At 61.4% G+C, this 17,094-nt stretch carries 14 protein-coding genes; 5 read left to right on the forward strand and 9 right to left on the reverse strand.

The window, feature by feature from the left end:
• Positions 1–2,707 (reverse strand): beta strand repeat-containing protein (locus tag V7S54_RS23260; RefSeq protein ID WP_442892602.1); only part of this gene is annotated, 2,707 nt, incomplete at its 3' end.
• 515 nt (positions 2,708–3,222) lie between these two features.
• Between V7S54_RS23260 and V7S54_RS23265 the strand changes: the two genes are divergently transcribed.
• Positions 3,223–4,149, forward strand: coding sequence for a transglutaminase-like cysteine peptidase (locus V7S54_RS23265; protein ID WP_234793157.1), 927 nt, complete (start codon positions 3,223–3,225; stop codon positions 4,147–4,149).
• Between the two features lie 90 nt (positions 4,150–4,239).
• Here V7S54_RS23265 and V7S54_RS23270 read toward each other — a convergent pair whose 3' ends face one another.
• From V7S54_RS23270 to V7S54_RS23290, 5 genes are all read right to left on the reverse strand, one after another.
• Positions 4,240–4,848: a ribbon-helix-helix domain-containing protein gene (locus V7S54_RS23270; RefSeq protein ID WP_065375884.1), complete on the reverse strand. Its 609-nt coding sequence runs from the start codon at positions 4,846–4,848 to the stop codon at positions 4,240–4,242.
• Positions 4,849–4,851: 3 nt separating this feature from the next.
• Complete coding sequence (locus tag V7S54_RS23275) at positions 4,852–6,132, reverse strand: HlyD family type I secretion periplasmic adaptor subunit (RefSeq protein WP_336408893.1); 1,281 nt, start codon at positions 6,130–6,132, stop codon at positions 4,852–4,854.
• 60 nt (positions 6,133–6,192) lie between these two features.
• Positions 6,193–8,370 carry a type I secretion system permease/ATPase gene (locus tag V7S54_RS23280; protein WP_336408957.1) on the reverse strand — a complete coding sequence of 726 codons (2,178 nt, stop codon included), beginning with the start codon at positions 8,368–8,370 and terminating at the stop codon, positions 6,193–6,195.
• Between the two features lie 33 nt (positions 8,371–8,403).
• Positions 8,404–9,852: a TolC family outer membrane protein gene (locus V7S54_RS23285; RefSeq protein ID WP_442892605.1), complete on the reverse strand. Its 1,449-nt coding sequence runs from the start codon at positions 9,850–9,852 to the stop codon at positions 8,404–8,406.
• 360 nt (positions 9,853–10,212) lie between these two features.
• The gene (locus tag V7S54_RS23290) at positions 10,213–10,974 is read right to left on the reverse strand and encodes a GGDEF domain-containing protein (RefSeq protein WP_065375888.1); all 762 of its coding nucleotides are present in this window, start codon (positions 10,972–10,974) and stop codon (positions 10,213–10,215) included.
• Positions 10,975–12,106: 1,132 nt separating this feature from the next.
• On the opposite strand from V7S54_RS23290, the gene V7S54_RS23295 reads away from it, so the two are divergent.
• Positions 12,107–12,313: a hypothetical protein gene (locus V7S54_RS23295; RefSeq protein ID WP_058326980.1), complete on the forward strand. Its 207-nt coding sequence runs from the start codon at positions 12,107–12,109 to the stop codon at positions 12,311–12,313.
• Between the two features lie 208 nt (positions 12,314–12,521).
• Here the strand turns inward: V7S54_RS23295 and V7S54_RS23300 are convergent, their stop codons facing one another.
• On the reverse strand, positions 12,522–13,142 hold the full coding sequence (locus V7S54_RS23300) for a pentapeptide repeat-containing protein (protein ID WP_336408894.1): 621 nt from the start codon (positions 13,140–13,142) through the stop codon (positions 12,522–12,524).
• A gap of 187 nt (positions 13,143–13,329) precedes the next feature.
• On the reverse strand, positions 13,330–13,539 hold the full coding sequence (locus V7S54_RS23305; RefSeq protein WP_057249612.1) for a dodecin: 210 nt from the start codon (positions 13,537–13,539) through the stop codon (positions 13,330–13,332).
• A 381-nt stretch (positions 13,540–13,920) separates the two neighbouring features.
• Between V7S54_RS23305 and V7S54_RS23310 the strand changes: the two genes are divergently transcribed.
• Positions 13,921–14,205: a hypothetical protein gene (locus V7S54_RS23310; protein WP_336557241.1), complete on the forward strand. Its 285-nt coding sequence runs from the start codon at positions 13,921–13,923 to the stop codon at positions 14,203–14,205.
• Here V7S54_RS23310 and V7S54_RS23315 read toward each other — a convergent pair.
• The gene (locus V7S54_RS23315) at positions 14,166–14,879 is read right to left on the reverse strand and encodes a 5-formyltetrahydrofolate cyclo-ligase (protein ID WP_336408896.1); all 714 of its coding nucleotides are present in this window, start codon (positions 14,877–14,879) and stop codon (positions 14,166–14,168) included. The two genes, V7S54_RS23310 and V7S54_RS23315, sit on opposite strands and share 40 nt — an antisense overlap.
• A 117-nt stretch (positions 14,880–14,996) precedes the next feature.
• Here V7S54_RS23315 and V7S54_RS23320 point away from each other — a divergent pair, with 117 nt between their 5' ends.
• Positions 14,997–15,875 (forward strand): LysR family transcriptional regulator, encoded by an 879-nt coding sequence (locus V7S54_RS23320; protein WP_336408897.1) that lies wholly within the window; start codon positions 14,997–14,999, stop codon positions 15,873–15,875.
• A 38-nt stretch (positions 15,876–15,913) separates the two neighbouring features.
• Complete coding sequence (locus V7S54_RS23325; RefSeq protein WP_336408898.1) at positions 15,914–17,035, forward strand: HPP family protein; 1,122 nt, start codon at positions 15,914–15,916, stop codon at positions 17,033–17,035.
• The last annotated feature ends 59 nt before the right edge of the window (positions 17,036–17,094 follow it).

Consider the following 17,094-nt stretch of genomic DNA (forward strand, 5'->3'; position numbering starts at 1 on the left):
CACCGTCCGCACCATAGGCCGAGAACCCGCCCTGGAACACGTTCGCCACACTGAAGGACGCATCCGTGCCCAGCACCATCTCGTCGACCGTCAGCGCCGCCGGCGCCGCTATCTTGCTGATGTCGATCGACGGACCGTCGTCGGAGACCGACACGTTCACCGTGCCCTCAGCCGTGTCGCCGTCCGTGTCGGACGCGATCACCTTGACCGAGCCGAGGCTGGCAAGGTCATCGGCGTTGATGCCGGGATGGCTGGCGTAGTTGTCGTTCAGCGTCGCCGTGACCGTGGCGCTGTCGCCGTTGCGAACCAGGTCGAGGGTAACGATCGCCACACCACCGGCACGGCCGATGATCTGCGTGTCGGAGACCCGATCCCAGGTCAGCGCACCGGTCAGGCCGCTGGTGTCGTTGCTAAAGGCGATCGTCGCGATCGCATCCGTACCGGCCGTAAAGCCGATCGTGCCGCTGCTCGTGGTCGAACCCGGCGTCGAGCCGTCCGCAAGGGTCTGGTCGTCGAGCGTCAGCGACGCGGTTCCGCCCTCCGCTGCAGTCGTCGGACCACTACCATCGGTGACGGAGATCGTCTGGCTGTCGCTGGTCGTATCGCCGTCGGCGTCGGTGGCCGACAGCGAGAAGGTGACGTTGACGCCACCGGCATTGTTGAGGTTGCTGGCCGCAGTAAACGACCAGGTCTTGCCGGCATTGACCGTCAGCGTGCCTTCGGCAAGCGCGAACACCACCGACTGGCCTGCCGTCAGCGCCAGGGTCTGCGTGGTGTTGCCGACCGTCACATTCACGGTGCTGACACCGTCAGCGCCGGCCGCAAGCGTCCAGTTGCCGGCAAGCGCCTGGCCCTCGACCACGTTGGACGAGGCTGGATCCGTGATGCCGATCGAGGGAACGTCGTCGGAGACCGATACGTTCACCGTGCCCTCAGCCGTGTCGCCATCTGTATCGGACGCGATCACCTTGACCGAGCCGAGGCTCGCAAGGTCGTCGGCATTTATGCCGGGATGGCTGGCGTAGTTGTCGTTCAGCGTCGCCGTCACCGTGGCGCTGTCGCCGCTGCGCACCAGGTCGAGCGTGACGATCGCAACACCGCCGGCGCGGCCGACGATCTGCGTATCGGAGACGCGATCCCAGGTCAGTGCCCTGGTCAGACCGCTGGTGTCGCCAAACGCGATCGTCGCGATCGCATCCGTACCGGCAGCAAAGCCGATCGTGCCGGCGCTCGTGTTCGAACCTGGCGTTGAGCCGTCCGCAAGGGTCTGGTCATCGAGCGTCAGCGATGCGGAGGCCGCAAGCGGATCGACCGTCGGGCCAGCACCATCCGTCACCGTGATCGTCTGGCTGTTGCTCGTGGTGTCACCGTCGGCATCCGTGGCCGACAGCGAGAAGGTGACGTTGACGCCACCGGCATTGTTGAGGTTGCTGGCCGCATCGAACGACCAGGTCTTGTCGGCATTGACCGTCAGCGTGCCTTCGGCAAGCGCGAACACCACCGACTGACCTGCCGTCAGCGCCAGGGTCTGCGTGGTATTGCCCACCGTGACGTCCACTGTGCCGACACCGTCAGCGCCGGCCGCAAGCGTCCAGTTGCCGGCAAGCGCCTGGCCCTCGACCACGTTGGACGAGGCCGGATCCGTGATACCGATCGAGGGAACGTCGTCGACGATATCCACGCGTAGCGTCGCCGTACCGGTCGCGCCGTCAACGTCGGTGACCGTCAGATTGAAGGTATCCCGGTCCTGCTCGACATTTGCGCCCGGGCCGGAGCCAGTAACGGGGCTCGTCAGTGCATAGGTATACTGCGCCGCGCCAGTGGCGGGGTTGTACGCGGTGATGGTCAGCACGCCGAACAGGCCCGCGACCGATTGGCCGACGAGTCCGCCGATTGCGAAAGTCTGGCCGTTGATCGTCAGGCTGGCGACATCGTCCAGGCCGTCCGGGTCGGAGATCGTGAAGATGCCGTTGACCGAAGCGCTGCCATCGCCGGCGCGCGATGCGCCGGCGAGGCCAGCTTCGTCGACCTGCCGGTCGCTCACGAGGATGCCGCTGGGATCGCTGCTGCCGCCATCGGGGATGATCGACGGGTTGTCATTGGGGTCAAGCGTAAAGGGAAGAAGCTCGGTCGCCTCAAGCGTCGGAAATTCCAGGGCGGTCGGCGGCAACAGACCGATGACCGGTCCGGCCTGGCCAATGTCCGCGTTGGCGTCACCAAAACCGCCGCCGCTGCTCTGGTTCGAGACGACGCTGATGCTGCCGTCCGGACCCGCTGCAACGTTGATGCCGTTTTCGCCGAGCACGGCCACCAGGGTTTCGCGCGGGATTTCAGCGTCGCCGATGACGAAGGTCGGAACCTTCAATGCGGCGTTGTGAATGGTGATCGTCGAACCGTCCGGCTGTTCCAAAACGATATCGGTACCGACGACCTTGATATTCTCGATCGACGCACCTGCGGGCAGGTGCACCACGTTCGAAGCATCGGCGGTGACCGTCGCGGGCATGGGCTGCGTCTGTGGCGCTGTCTCGGCGCCTTTCACCGGCGCTCCGGTTGCCGGGTCGACGAGCTGGGGTTCCCCCTCTGCTCCCGTCGCCGCCTGCGCCACCAGTCGGTCAGCCTTGCCATCCGGCGCGTTGCGGAACTCGATTGCCTCTGCCTGCGTAGCGGCGGCTTCGTTCGAAATTGTGGTGCCTTCGGTTGCCATAGAAATACCCCTCGACCTTTGCGAGCAAGAAAACACCAAGCTTTTTGGAGCGCAATCGGGGGCTGAGGGATTAGCGAAAAACAGCATAATATATTATGCTAATACCCAAAATTGGTGAGCTTAGTACAAATTTAGTATTTCTGGTCATTGGTCCATAACCATCTTCCGCGCGGGCGTACGGCGACTCGAAAAAGTGGCCCCGAAATCGTGCTCGACGACACCTGAGCCCTTCCATTGAATCGACATGCGGGCTTATCGCTTAGGGAACTTCAGGAGGATCTGCGAAACAAACGGTCGCGATTTGCAATCCACGCGATATGCCGCCAATGACGATGTTGCGGGTGTGTCTATAAGGTGGGCTGGCGACCTGATCCGAAAGAATACACAAGTATAAAATTTGACTAAAATTTTACACAAAACGTATTGTTCCCGGGCACACTAAATAATACATACCGCTTTACCGGCATTTTTCTTTTCATTCGTACAGTGTCCTCACGAAACCGAGAGACACGGCAATGAACAAGAACAGCTGGAAGCACTGCGGAAAATACCTGAAGACTTCGGTGTTCGCCATCGGCCTGGTGTCGCTATCTGCGACATCATCCGTTCAGGCGGGCCAGTCCGGTATGCTCCACGCTGGTCTCTTCCAGCAGATGCTGAGCATGGCAAGCCCTCTGGCAGCCGTCGCCACGGAGACGATCAACACCCTGTCGAAGCAGGCCTCCGAGGCTCTGAAGAGCCGGCACGTACAGAAGGTGGCGGTAACTGCGCGCCCGAACCTCGGCAACGGGGCAGCGCCAGACTCGGAACCCTCCGCGGTGTTCCACTCGGTCGCCTTCCGCGTCTCTTCAATCCCAGTGGCGCGCAAATGGAAGACCGTCTATCCGGCAGTCGTGGCGGCAGATTTCAACCACTGCGCACAGGAGAGCGGTTGTGCCGCCCGCGGCATTCTCGGCAAGGCGATCGAAAACGCCAACGGTCTTGCATTCCGCCAGAAAATCAGCGGCATAAACCGCACGGTGAACCGGATCGTGCGCTATCAGCCGGATGCGGAGAACTACGGTTCAAAGGACTACTGGCCGACGCCGGATGAAATTCTTGCCCGCGGCAAGGGTGACTGCGAAGACTATGCCATCCTGAAGATGGCCGCCCTGAAGGCGGCCGGCCTGCCGTCAGAGGCCATGTCGATCGTTGTACTTCGCGATGTCCGGCGCAACCTCTATCACGCGGTGCTCGCAATCACGACGAGCCAAGGCCACTTCATCCTCGACAACCTGAGCGACGAAGTGAAGCTTGACCGCGCGCTTCCGAGCTATCAGGCGCTCTTTTCGGTCAGCGCCGATCGCTCCTGGATCCATGGCATCAAGACAACCGATGACAAGGTCGCGTCTGCCGCACCTTTCGCGGATGTCATGCCCGGCGAAGGCGTTGCGGTTCGCTGAGCCTCGGCTCCCACGTCGACGTCTTCACCGATCAGACCTATTCATGAACGCCGCCCAGCCGTCCTCGCGGCAGGCGGCACCTCCGAGCGCTCAGGCCAGAATGAAGCCGATGATCACGTCCTGGTCGGCAAGCGGGGCCAGTGCGGCGTTGAGTTTGCCGCGCGTCACCTGCCCCTGCACGCCGATGGTGAAGCCCGCGGGCTGCGGTTCGCCTGGAGCTGCCTTCAAACGGCGGACAAGATCGACGAACTGAACATCGAATGCGAGCCTCAAGCCGCGCGCCGGCTGCGGCTGCTGGGACCGCAGAACCCGCGACTGGACAAAGGAGAGGAACGCGGGGTTGAAGGCGACGATGTTCTTGTTTCCCGTGAGCGCAAAGGCAGGCGTTGGGCTGGCGCGCACCTGACCGGCGACGATCGCCAGATTGCTGCGTTGCCTGGCACCGATAAGCTGGTCGCGCATGTAGCGCGTGGCGACATAGCGCAGTCGCGCCGTCAAATTCCCCTCGCCTTCAAGCTCTCTTTCACAAGCGGCAACAATATCCGCAAGTCTTCGTCCCTGCCGCGCGGCAAGTTCGCCAAGACACTGCCAATAGATTTCCTCGAGCTTGATCCCGCGGCGCTGACCGCCGACGGTGACAACGCGGAACCGCAGCGCGCTCAGGTCCTCACCGGACGGTGGAGGCTGCGTTTCGTTCATTCATCAGCGCTCCCGCAGAGCTTCCTCACGCGCCTTGTTGATCGGCTTCATCAGATAGGCAAGGATCGTCTTCTTGCCCGTCATGATATCGACCGAAGCGATCATGCCCGGCATGATGGCATATTCCCGCCCGTCCTTCACCAGCGCAGCCGTATCGGTTTTAACGCGCACGAGATAATAGGTCTCGCCATTGTTCTGGTCGACGAGACTGTCGGCGCTGACGGTTTCGACGATGCCGCCGAGGCCGCCATAAATCGAGAAGTCATAGGCGGAGACCTTGATCAAGGCCGGTTGGCCCGGACGCACGAAGGCGACGTCGCGCGGCGAAAGCCGCGCCTCGACGAGCAGCGTCTCCGACGTCGGCACGACGCCGCCGATCACTGCGCCCGGCGTCACATAGGCACCGACCGTGTTGACATCCAACGTATTGATGATGCCGTCGACCGGGGAACGGATATCGGTGTTGGCGACCCGGCTGGTCGCCCCGCGGATCGTTTCGTCGATCACGGAAAGCTGCGAGAGGGCCTCCGTTTTTTCGGCCAGGGCCTCCTGCTTCAGTTGCAGGGAGAGTTCGGTGACCTGCAGCGACGCCTCCTCGAGCGCCGCCTCCAGCTTGCCGACCGATTGCTTCCAGAGGGCGAGCTGTCCCCGGGTGTCGGTCAATTCCTTTTCGACCCGCAGCAGCTCCGTTTGAGCGATGAGCTTGCGTTTGGCCATCGGCTCGATGAGCCCCTGTTCCCGTTCCGTGACCTGCAGGCTCTCGGTCAGCCGGGTGATGTTGGCTTGCGCCTCCGCCAGTTCCTTCTGACGCTGACCCTCGCGCGCCTGCATGACCGACAGCTTGTTGTTGAAGTTTCCAGCCTTCGCCTGGAGCAGTTGCTCCTCGTTGGCACAGATAGCCGGTGCGACCTTGGCGACATTCTCGGGGCAATTGTACTTGGCGTCGTAGGCCCCACTCTCTTCGAGTTCCAGGCGCGCTATCTGCGCGCTCAGCGACCGTGCTTTGGCTTCGAGCTCGCCAAGCGAGGAGCCGCTGGCCGTGTCGTCGAGCCGCAGAATCAGATCACCGCGACGAACCACCTGCCCGAGTTGCACGGCGATCTCGCGCACGATGCCGGGCTCGCTCGACTGGATGATCTGCGTCTTCGAGACGGGAATGACCTTGCCTTCGCCACGTGCGATTTCGTCCACTTCGGCAATCGCCGCCCAGGCGACGAAACAGCTGATCAGCAGGCCGATGACAAGCAGCCCGGCGCGGGCAGCAAGCGGCGGTTTCTCAGTCATGCTGCCCCCTCCCGCCACTTGCGGACAGGCATTGCTTCGTCGTCATGTCGGGAGCGTGGATCATAGCCCCGCCCCCTCGGCCGGTCCGGCAGGACCGGAGCGTCGTTGCAACTGTTCGATGACCGCGGCCTTCGGGCCATCGGCGACGAGGCGCCCGCGGTCGAGAACAAGCAGGCGATCGACGAGGCTCAGCATGCTGTGACGGTGCGTGGAGATCAGAAGGGTGACATCGCTGCTGAACACATTGGAGAGCTTGTTGATCAGCTCACGCTCGCTGGCGAGGTCCATGGCCCCGGAAGGCTCATCCAGGAACACCACCTTCGGCTTGCGCAACAACAGTCGGGCAATGGCGACCGCCTGGCGCTGCCCGCCCGAAAGCTGGGAACCGCGCTCACCGACCGGCATGTCATAGCCACGCGGATGATGGGAGACGAAGTCGTCGACGCCGGCAAGCCGGGCTGCCGCGACCACCTCTTCATCGCTGGCGGTCGGGTTCGCCATCAGCAGGTTTTCCTTGATGGTGCCGGAAAACAGGTCGGAATTCTGCGACACGAAGGAGACGGCCGAGCGGACGACGGAGGGATGCAATTGCCGGATATCGACGCCATCGAGCAGAATACGGCCGGCGCTGGGCGCGTAGAGACCTGCGAGAAGCCGGCCGAGCGTGGTCTTTCCCGAACCGATGCGGCCAATGATGCCAACACGCTCGCCCGCCTTGATCGTCACGTTCATGCCGCTGACCACTTTGTAGTCGGTTCCCGGATAGGCGAAATCGAGATTGGTGAAAGTGATGCTGCCGCTGCGGACCTCGCGGTTGACGAAACCGATCGTGTCCGGCCGATCCTCCGGCTGCTCCATCACCGCATTCAGGATGCGCAGCGACAAAATCGCCTGACGCAGCCGTGCCAGCGTCATCGCAATCTGCCCCAGCGGCGCGACGGCACGGCCGGAAAGCATGCTGGCCGCAATGATCGCGCCCGAGGAGATGTTGCCTTCAGTGAATTCGTAAGCGCCGGCGACGACAATGCAGACCGTCACCAATTGCTGCACGAATTGTGTCGCGTGCGAGGCCCAGGAGGAGATCTCCTTGATCTGCTCGGCCGTGTTCGAAGAGTGCTTGGCCAGTTCGTTCCAGCGGCGCAAAAGCTGCTTTTCCGAATGCAGCGTCTTCACCGTCTCGATGGCGCTGATCGTCTCTACCAATAGCGCCTGGCGCTGGGCCGATTCGTTCGAGGCGGCGGCGACGCGGTTGCCGATCTTGTACTGCGCGACATAGCCGATCAAGACGCTCAAGAGGAACGCGACCGCCGGGATGAGCGCGATCCAGCCTGCAACCGCGTAGACCGCTGCGATGAAAACGAAGACGAAAAGGCTGTCGATGAGGGTGCTGAGCGTATTCGAGGTGAAGAACTCGCGAACGAATTCATACTGCATCGCTCTGTTGGCGTATTCGCCCGTCGAAGGTGGCCGCGATGCCATCGTCGCATGCAGTATCTTCTCGAACAGCATGTAGGAGAGCTTCAGGTCGGCCTTCCGTCCGGCAAAGTCGATCAGCGCGGCACGAACCGTCTTCAGCAGGAAGTCGAACAGGATGGCGGTGCTGATGCCAAGCGCCAGCACCCAAAGCGTCGCCATCGCCTTGTTCGGCAGAATCCGGTCATAGACGTTCATCGTAAACAGCGGCGCGGCCAGCGCCAGCACGTTGATGAAAAAAGCCGCGATCGCCACCTGCACATAGGCTTGCCAGAATGGCTTGACCGTGGCTGTCAGCCAATGCCGGCGGTCGATGTTACGGGCCTCGCCGACGCCGCGGCCGGACGCCGTATTGAGATAGGTGGCTGAGAAGGACAAGGCATAGGCGAGACCGCCGAGTTGCAACTCAGACAGTTTCACCGCCGCTTCGCCGGGGGCAGCAGCTCTGTTCGAAAGGTTCAACGTGCCGTCAGGCGCCTCTTCCAAAAGCGCCATGGCGCTGCCGTCGCGAAAGACGAGCAGCAGCGGGTACACGAAATCACGATTGCCGATCGCGCGCCCGGAAACGATTTCCGTTTCCAGGCCGACCCGCTCCGCAATACGTGAGACGTCCTCGGCACTCGGCAACCGCGCGTCGAAAGGAACGTCGGAATAAAGCACGCTGTCCGACGAGGGGCGGTTCAAGAAGATACAGATCTCCTTGAACGCCTCGGAAAAGCCAGTCAAAGACGGGCCGATCTGCACATGCCTGTCAATGCTTTGCACTACCACCGATTGTGTCCACCTTGACGAGGACTATCATTTCTGCCGGATCGGCGCCAACAAATCGAGCGGCAAGTCGTTCGTCTGGCGCGAAGGAACACGGCGATAGGTTTCCGTGGGCGGCGTATCCGGAACATTGAACTCGTTGCGGGCATAGGCTTCGGCCTGGGCCGGCGCCTTGATCTGCATCGTCGAAAGGAGCTGGCCGGTCGCCGCAAGCAAGCGGTACTCGGCAAACAGAGCGGCGTACTGCGAGGTTTTCGCGAGAACGCTGACATTGAAACGCGAATTCTGCGCGCTGAGCACGTCAAGCAGCGAACGCTGCCCGACCTTGAGCTGTTCGCGATAGGACTCGACGAGCTGTACGTTCATCTGAGCCTGCGCGTTCAGCGTGCGGGAGATCTCGTACTGGCTGTTGCGGCGTTCCCAGGAAATGCGAACGGCTTCCTCGACCTCGCGATGTGCCTGGTGGAAGACCAGCCGCTGTTCGCTTGCGCGGCGCATCTGCTCCTGCTCGTTGGCGATATCAATGCCGCCACGATAGAGGTTCCACTTCGCCACGATACGCGCCTGGGCATCCCAGCTGTTGCCGGTCGCGCCGTCGATATCGTTGCCCGTGCGCACACGCCCTTCGGCGAAGACTTCCGGAAGCATGTTCGAGCGTGCCGCTTTGACCTGCGAATCCGCAGCGCTGATATCAGAATCGGCGGCCTTGATGCGCGGATTGCTGCCGCGGGCGATACCGATTGCCGTCTCGAGCGTCTTCGGCAGAACGCCGGCCACCGACTTCGGCATGGACGGCTTCGTGAGCGGCTGGCCAACCAGGCGGTTGAAGCTGATCTTGACGGTTTCGAGCGATTCCTCTGCTTCCTGCAGACGGGCCTTGGCCGACAACAGGCGTTCACTCGCCTGCTGGCGATCCGCATCGGTCAGGGCGCCACCTGAAATCAGCGAGCTGATATCCGACAGGATCGACTGGTGCACGCCGACGTTCTTGCGCGCTTCCGCAACGATCTGCTGCTGGAGAATATATTCGAAATATTCGCGGACGATCTGCAGACCGATCGTCTCGGACCGTTCGAGGACCCGGAAGGAGGCGCTGTCGACGCGCGCCGCCTGACGCTCCAGTTCGGCGCGACGACCACCGCCATCGAAGAGCTTCTGCGTAATGGTCAGCCCGACGTCGGAAGGATAGAGCGGATCGTTCTCAATGGAACCAAGGCGACGGGCTTCGTCCTCAAGATGTTGAACGCCCGTCGAAGCTTCCATGTCGACGCTCGGCAGATAGAGACCGCGCGCCTGCCGCAGTTCAAACTCGATGGCCTCGCGGTTCTCGATCGACTGCCCGATTTCCGGGTTCGATTCCATCGCGATCTGAAGCGCTTCCCTCAGCGTCATCGCTTCGGCCGCGCCACCTGCAAATACGGTTGACGCGAGCAGAATGGAAAAAAGCCCGCCCTTAAAAGTTTTCCCCACTTTCAATATTATCCCCCTCGCAATCAGTACGTCATGCTGGCGAATCCGAGCGTGCGTTACAACTGCCGAAATTTACCGATAGATAATACAGAGGTAATATAACGCGGCCACCAATTTTGGGGTGGTTCTATGGCGCCCCAAGCTTTCGCACGGCTATGTTGCAAAAATGGAACATTCGCGTGGCGACAAGAGTAACCGTTAACCTATTGAAATAAAATAAATCAGCCGCGGCTGCCCAAAGTAGCAAGGCGCTTCGGCCCACTGCAACGTCGCCGTCAACGCAACGGCAGCGGGAATTCCTTACCATAGCCTCAGCCGCTGCGAGCGGAGGTTACCTATTTTCCCGGCACTGGCGCTGGCACCAGTAAATCACGCTGAAGGCAGCCGGACGAAATCGACGGTTTGCGTTCCCTCGCTGGCAACCAATACAGCTTCGGATGCTGCCGCACGGCGCAACCGTTCGAGATCTACGCTGCCGTCGAACAATGCGCCGCCGACGCTGAGTGCCAGATCGACCTTGCTGCCGTCTGCCGAGAAGTGTGCCGAAGCCAATGCCTTCGTCAGGCGGATGGAAACCTGCTCGGCATCCGACTCGCTCGCGCCGACCAAAAGAACGTCGAAGCTTGCCGGGCCGGTTCGAGCGACGATGTCATCGCGCCGCACCGAGGTGCTGATGGTGGAGGCGACGAACTGGAGCAGTTCTTCGCTCCAGGCCGGACCGAAAGCGGCACCGACATCGTCGAGGTTGTTGATCCTGAGATGAATGAGTGCTCCGTGAAGCTCTTCGCCGGCGCGTTGCCGGCGACGCTCGAGGCCATTGACCTGCTGGACCAGCCCGCGGCCGGTTACGCAGCCCGTCGTGGCATCGTGGGCGACGACATGGTTGATCTGGTTGCGAAGGCGCTGGGCCCGCCGAAACTGCGTCGCAGCGAGGACGATCAGCGGCACGCCCATCAACAGGGAGATCAACGCGGCGCCAACCACGGCGGCCGCATAGGGCCGATCGACGAGAGCGACCAGGCTGAGATAGACCAAAACCTGTGCGAGTACGGCGAAACCAATAATGCCACCGATGACATATCGCGCGATTCGCCAGTCCCTCTGCCCGTTGAACTGTACTTCTCTTCGCATCCACCGCTCCCGATTCACCAATGTCGATCGGTCTAGCGCGAGTTTATGGATATTCCATTTCCAGGGTACCTACAACTTTATGCAGTACGCGGGCTTTCCAAGATAAATGCTCCAAAACGGGATATCCGGTTCGCCGAAAGCAGCTTGCCGGTCCCTCCCGCGGGCTTGAACGCGCCGTCAAACGCCACCGGCGTAGAGAAGCGATTCGATGCCGGATGTCACCTTACCGAGCGGGCTCACGCACAGCAACGCTTGCAAGCGGTCGCCGGCTGTCGTCGATCGCTTTGTTCTCAGTACGCGAGTGCGCCGCCGAAAGCCGACGAACCGCGGCTTGTCTTCAGCGCTTGATAGGGCCCATGCGTCCGTTCAACTGCAGCAAGGTTGGGAACCCTCCCCGTCTTTCGGCGTTCCTATTTCGCCGGGCGCCCTCGCCCGATGCTGCAGCGCCAAGAAAGGAACCGATGATGTACGACAGGGAGCGTTGGCCAGAACAAAGGGCATCAACCGGACTGCCGGTCGGAATCATGCTCCTTTCAGCCCTCGCCATAACTGCCTATCTTGCCGTCGGCGGCGCAATTTCGGACGGTGGTGATCGGGCTGTCGTCTACATCCCACAGACAATCGGAAAGTAACCCACGCGGCGCGGCAGTGCGCAGTGGCTTTGACCGAAGCTGGCGGGCACGAGACATGTCGCAGGCGTGAGACGGGGCGGCTCCTCCTCCGTCCCGTAATTCACGACAGGCCTAAAATGTCTCTACAAACAATGCCGTGAGTGACCGGCAATGAATCCGGCGAGCATCACGGGATACCGCCCGTCCGGTGGGCATTCACGAGCTAGCAACGTGACAGCGACGGCCATTAAAGGCAACGAATCAAACGGGTGGCGAACTCCTCAATTTGGGCTAGGCGGCGCTGATCTCAGCGCCGGACTTTGCCTATCGCTCAACTGCGCGTTAGCGCCCGTCCACCGTCCTTGAGACGATGGAGTGCCGACTGTCCGGGGGCCATTTCTCATCCGAAACGATCAGAACGTGTGGAGACGCATGTGGATCTTTCGAACACGCTCCAGCGCGCGGCCCCAATGTTTGCTAAATCGGCTATACGCACTCGCTCAAACCAATCAGGAGAAATCATGGAAACCGTCGAGATCAGCGGCCGCAGCGACTTCGCACTTTGGGCAATCCAGCGCGCCCAGGAAATCGTCACGGCCGAGGGCGCCGCCTTTGCTATGGCTGCTCGCGACATGAATGAGGAGACGCTGGGCGAAACTGCAGCCGCGCTCGGCAAAGCCATCAGCGATGCCATGCTCGAAGTCTTTGACGGTCTGACCGCGGAGTGACCTGAGCCGTTCGGATGCGCACCGGCCTCGTGACAAGCGCGAGCGCCGGATATCCAAATGGAGGGCGGCGGGTAGCGATCAGCCACACATCTGGCTTGTGCTTCACGGTCCGGAGGGCCCGCCATTCGCCTGTCACCAATCAGCCTTCACCCAGAACGCAATGGCGCGCGCCTGTCCTTCATCAACGCATCCAGTTCCTGGGGAGGGTTCACTTCCGCCGCACGTCGAGGCCCAATGCCTCGGCGATGGTGATGGTTTGGTCGATCGTGATGATCGCGTCCTTGAGGTGCACGTTTTCCGGTTCGATCGCACTGAGGTCGCTGCCCCTGAGATCACAGGCTGTGAAATCGATGCCGTGCAGCCACGCGCCGGAGAGATCGACGTCTCTCAGCGAGCCACCCTTGCAGGAGGCACCGGTAAGGTCTGCCTCCCGCAAGCGGGTCTCCTTGAAGGAAGCGCGGCCGAGACCGGCGCCGGGCAAGCCGACGAAGGACCAATCGCCGCCTGAGGCCTGCATCTGGTCGAAGTCGCATGCATCGAACATGCTGCCGACGAACTTGCACTCGGTGAACCGGCTGTCGAAGAATTTGCAGGACACGAAGGTGCAGTTCACGAAGGCACCCGCCTGATGCGACGAGGCATTGAAGCGCGCCCGCCGGAAGGTGCATTCTTGGAAGACGACGCCAACGGTCTGCGCCTCGGTCAGGTCGAGATCGACGAACAGAGTGTTCTGATGACGCTCGCGATCGATCTGCCGGCCATACCAATCCGCACCGGCAATCGTGATATCTATCTTCGGCGGCGCTTCGCCGTATCGTCGTTCAGCCATCGTCATCCATCCCTTGGGCTCGGTTAGACGGCGAACGCCTGCCGTTCCGTCCTCCTGGATCGGGCAATAATTCAGGACACCGGCAGCGACCTCGCTTCACGCGAGCGTCTACAAGCTGTTCAACCTGACTAGCAGAGTCGACAGATTCAAGTAACCGGCAAGTGCCGGCGAGCAGCGCGGCTGTGCGTCAGTCGTCGATCCGGAAACCGACCTTCATGACCACCTGGTAGTGCGCCACTTCGCCGTCCTTGATGTGGCCCCGGATCTGATCGACCTCGAACCACTCGAGATTTCTCATGGTTTTCGACGCCCGCGCGATCGCCGTTTCGATCGCCTCCGTAACGGAAGACTTCGAACTGCCGACAAGTTCTACCTTCTTGTAGACATGGTCACTCATGACACCCTCCCGGTTGCCTCTAGAAGCGAACAACAAGCCTACAGGCAAATCACGAAAACAGCACCTGACTCACGCATCGAATGCGACGCACGCGAGCTGCGGGCATCGCCACGGCTTGCTTCGCCTGACGGTCGACCTGGAAAGCGAGCGTGGCCGCAAAGCGGATCATGCCCATGCCATCGCAAGCGCTTGATTTGCACAAGGAACGTGCAGTTTGCCTGGCAATTGCCGGTTTCTCCCGCAGATCGGGCGCGTGGGCGCGCAAATGCAACACCGTTTCAGATGGCCCAACTCTTGCTTCACTCTGTCTGAAACATCCAACCAAGGGATTGTCGGATGATGTGGAGTGGGTTGCTGCTATCGCTGCCACTGAGCGTTTCAATGGCCTTCAGCCTGACGGAGTTGAGTTTCGTGCGCAATGTCCGCGGCCAGCAGTCGCGTGGCGACGCGGTGCGAACGACGCTTGCGATGTCAGCTGGATTGACCGCTTTGGGACTGGCTTTCAGTCATCAGGGGCCATCGTTCGGTGCAATGGCGGTCGTCGCCGGCATAGCGCTCTCATGGCTGGCGGCCCGGCTCGCCTCACGAACCGTTGCGCTCGCCGTCGCCATCGTGTCGCTCGGCTTCTATCTGCAGTTCGCAGAACTCGCACCCTTGCGCCCTTGACCGAGGGTACTTGAAAGCGTTCGTCCTTCGGTGACGATCGCATCCATCGCGATGTCGTGCCATTGCGGTCTGATGCTCTCCATTCTTTGCTGTTCGAAGCCGACGCCGATCACGAATGGCTTCGGTTGAAGGGCGGCGAGTGTGCGATCGTAATAGCCCCCACCATAGCCCAAGCGATAGCCGCCCTCATCGAAACCGACGACCGGTGCGATGACGATGGTCGGCTGAACATCCCGCCCCTTCGACGGAACTTGGATTCCCCAAACACCCCTCTCAAGCGCCTCGCCAGCGCGCCAGGACCGAAAGCCGAGAGGCTTTGCCTTGGCGAGCACCAACGGTAACGCGCAGTCGGCGCCGCGGGCAGTGAGTGTGTTCATCCAAGCGCGCAGATCCGGCTCGCCACGGAACGGCCAATATAGCGAAATCGTTTCGCCTCGAACGTTGGGTAGAAGCTGGTCGAGCGCAGCGACGATCGCGTCTGCCCTTGCGGTCCGCTCTGCAATCGGAATGCCCTGTCGGGCGGATATCAGCCTTTTTCTCTCCTGCTCCCGCCAGTGCGCGATCGAGATCGTCTCAGGAGACTCGATGCCCATGTAGGTCGGGTCCACCTCGTGCATCAGGCACGGCGGTGACGAAAAGCGCGGCGGAATATCGTCCTCATCAGGCGTGCACATGGTCGATGGCCTTTCTCCGTTTCCGGGAATGTTTCGAACGCAGTTTCACGAGATCACCTTGATTATCGTTCCTCATTCGAGAACAATAAAGCAGCTTCATTCCCCTCGTGGATAAAAATGGACTTCACGACCCTTGAGATTTTCCTGCTGGTAGCCGAGCGCACCAGCGTTACCCGTGCCGCCATCGAGATTGGCCGTGCGCCATCCAACGTCACCAACCGTATTCGCGCACTCGAGGAAGAATTGGGCGTCGGCCTGTTCAGCCGCGACGGCAAGAAGATGACGCTGACGCGCGAGGGGCGTCTTTTCCGCTCCTACGCCACACGGCTGGTGGCGCTCGGTGACGAGGCGCGCAACGCGCTGAAACCGACGGCAATGCCGGACGTCTTGCGGCTGGGTAGCATGGAGAGTACCGCTGCCAGCCGCCTACCGCCTGTTCTGCAGTCGATCAACCGAGCGCACCCGAATTTGGCGCTGAGGCTTACAATGGGCTCAACGGAGGAACTGACCCGAGCCGTGCTCGCTGAAGAAATCGACTGCGCACTGATCGCACGTTTGCCAAGCGATATCGCGATGTCGCAACCTGACCTACTCGAGGACCTCGATGGAGATCTGATCTACCGCGAAGACGTATTGATCGTCTTGCCCGCGTCGCATCCGCCGATCAAATCCGCCCTGGACGTGCGTGTGAACTGGTTGGCGGCGCTCGAACCCGGATGCACGTACCGCCGTGTCGCGGAACAATGGGCACGTCCGTCGCCGACGATTGCGACCAAGGAGGTTTCCTCCTATCACGCCATCCTTGCGAGCGTTGCCGCCGGTGACGCGATCGGTGTAGTGCCACGATCCGTATTCGAACTGATGGACTGGCCAGGCGAGGCTCAAACCCATTCATTGCGTGAAATTCAGACACTGCTCATCTATCGTAGGGCGGCCAACTCCCCTGCGATCGAAATCCTGCGCCGTGCATTGCATACCGACGCTGGCGCCCACTGAAATGTTCAACCTGCGCGCTGCCATTTACAGGTGACTGCATGACCAATTCGCCCAACCAGACGCCGTCGCAACCGCCGGGCCGTCGTTTCTTCGCACCGATCCTGGCGGGAGCGACGTTGAGGGAGCGCCTGATTGCATGTCTCGGAGCGCTGGTTGGCATCCTCCTGACCGGTATGATCAGCGGCAGTATCTTTGGTGGCGGTGCCAGCCTCCCGTTGATCGTGGCGCCGATGGGCGCATCCGCGGTTCTGCTGTTTGCCGTTCCCGCAAGCCCGCTTGCCCAGCCGTGGTCGATCGTCGGCGGCAACACGATCTCCGCCTTCGTGGGTGTTCTGTCAGCTATGTTCGTGCCGGATCCGCTGATCGCAACCGGTATTGCCGTGGGGATCGCGATCGCGGCGATGTCGTTTACGCGCTGCCTGCATCCGCCCGGCGGGGCCGCTGCGTTGACGGCAGTGCTTGGCGGCCCTGTCGTGGCGAGCTGGGGTCTCCTGTTCCCGCTGGTGCCCGTCGCGCTCAACTCGTGCCTGCTGGTGGCTCTCGGGATCCTGTTTCACAAGCTGGCGAAACGCAACTACCCGCACGTCGTCGCTCCGCCCGCAAATACGCACGCGACCATTGATCCGCCCGCCAGTCGCCGGGTTGGCTTTACCGGTGCGGATGTCGATGCCGCGCTCGAGGCGCTGGATGAAACCTTTGACATCAGCCGGGAGGATCTTGATCGGGTGCTGCGCCAGGTGGAATTGCAGGCGGCAATTCGGGCGACACCCCACATCCTGTGCCGGGATATCATGTCGCGCGACGTCATCTGCGTCCATCAAGACGACAGCAGCGAGGCGGCGCGCTCGTTGCTTCTCAAACACAATATCCGGACCATCCCCGTAAAGGATGGAAACGAGCGACTTGTCGGTACAGTCGGACTGAGGGAGCTGACCGAGCCCGGCGCCACCGTCGGCAGCAACGTTGCAACGCCAGTGGTCGCGCGCCAGGACGACCGGGCGATGAGCTTGCTTCCGGCGCTCACCAGCGGAACAATTCACGCGGTCATCATCGTCGATGACGACCATCATGTGCTGGGACTGATTTCGCAAACGGATCTGCTGGCGGCAGCAGCGCGGACGTTGTTCGATCACAACTCAGGTCGCGAACAGGCTGCATAGGATTTGCTTTCGGTTGTCCACCCGGATCAATCCACTACAGCGCCGCGCGTCTTATCAGA

Origin of the sequence: Ensifer sp. CCNWLY38 (assembly GCF_037120565.1) — a bacterium.
GTDB classification, from domain to species: Bacteria; Pseudomonadota; Alphaproteobacteria; order Rhizobiales; family Rhizobiaceae; genus Ensifer; species Ensifer adhaerens_H.

Excerpts from the sequence above, each read along its gene's own strand:
- V7S54_RS23265 (WP_234793157.1), top strand. The coding sequence starts at position 3,223 with ATGAACAAGAACAGCTGGAAGCACTGCGGAAAATACCTGAAGACTTCG.
- V7S54_RS23270 (WP_065375884.1), bottom strand. The coding sequence starts at position 4,848 with ATGAACGAAACGCAGCCTCCACCGTCCGGTGAGGACCTGAGCGCGCTG.
- V7S54_RS23275 (WP_336408893.1), bottom strand. The coding sequence starts at position 6,132 with ATGACTGAGAAACCGCCGCTTGCTGCCCGCGCCGGGCTGCTTGTCATC.
- V7S54_RS23290 (WP_065375888.1), bottom strand. The coding sequence starts at position 10,974 with ATGCGAAGAGAAGTACAGTTCAACGGGCAGAGGGACTGGCGAATCGCG.
- V7S54_RS23295 (WP_058326980.1), top strand. The coding sequence starts at position 12,107 with ATGGAAACCGTCGAGATCAGCGGCCGCAGCGACTTCGCACTTTGGGCA.
- V7S54_RS23300 (WP_336408894.1), bottom strand. The coding sequence starts at position 13,142 with ATGGCTGAACGACGATACGGCGAAGCGCCGCCGAAGATAGATATCACG.
- V7S54_RS23305 (WP_057249612.1), bottom strand. The coding sequence starts at position 13,539 with ATGAGTGACCATGTCTACAAGAAGGTAGAACTTGTCGGCAGTTCGAAG.
- V7S54_RS23310 (WP_336557241.1), top strand. The coding sequence starts at position 13,921 with ATGGCCTTCAGCCTGACGGAGTTGAGTTTCGTGCGCAATGTCCGCGGC.
- V7S54_RS23315 (WP_336408896.1), bottom strand. The coding sequence starts at position 14,879 with ATGTGCACGCCTGATGAGGACGATATTCCGCCGCGCTTTTCGTCACCG.
- V7S54_RS23320 (WP_336408897.1), top strand. The coding sequence starts at position 14,997 with ATGGACTTCACGACCCTTGAGATTTTCCTGCTGGTAGCCGAGCGCACC.
- V7S54_RS23325 (WP_336408898.1), top strand. The coding sequence starts at position 15,914 with ATGACCAATTCGCCCAACCAGACGCCGTCGCAACCGCCGGGCCGTCGT.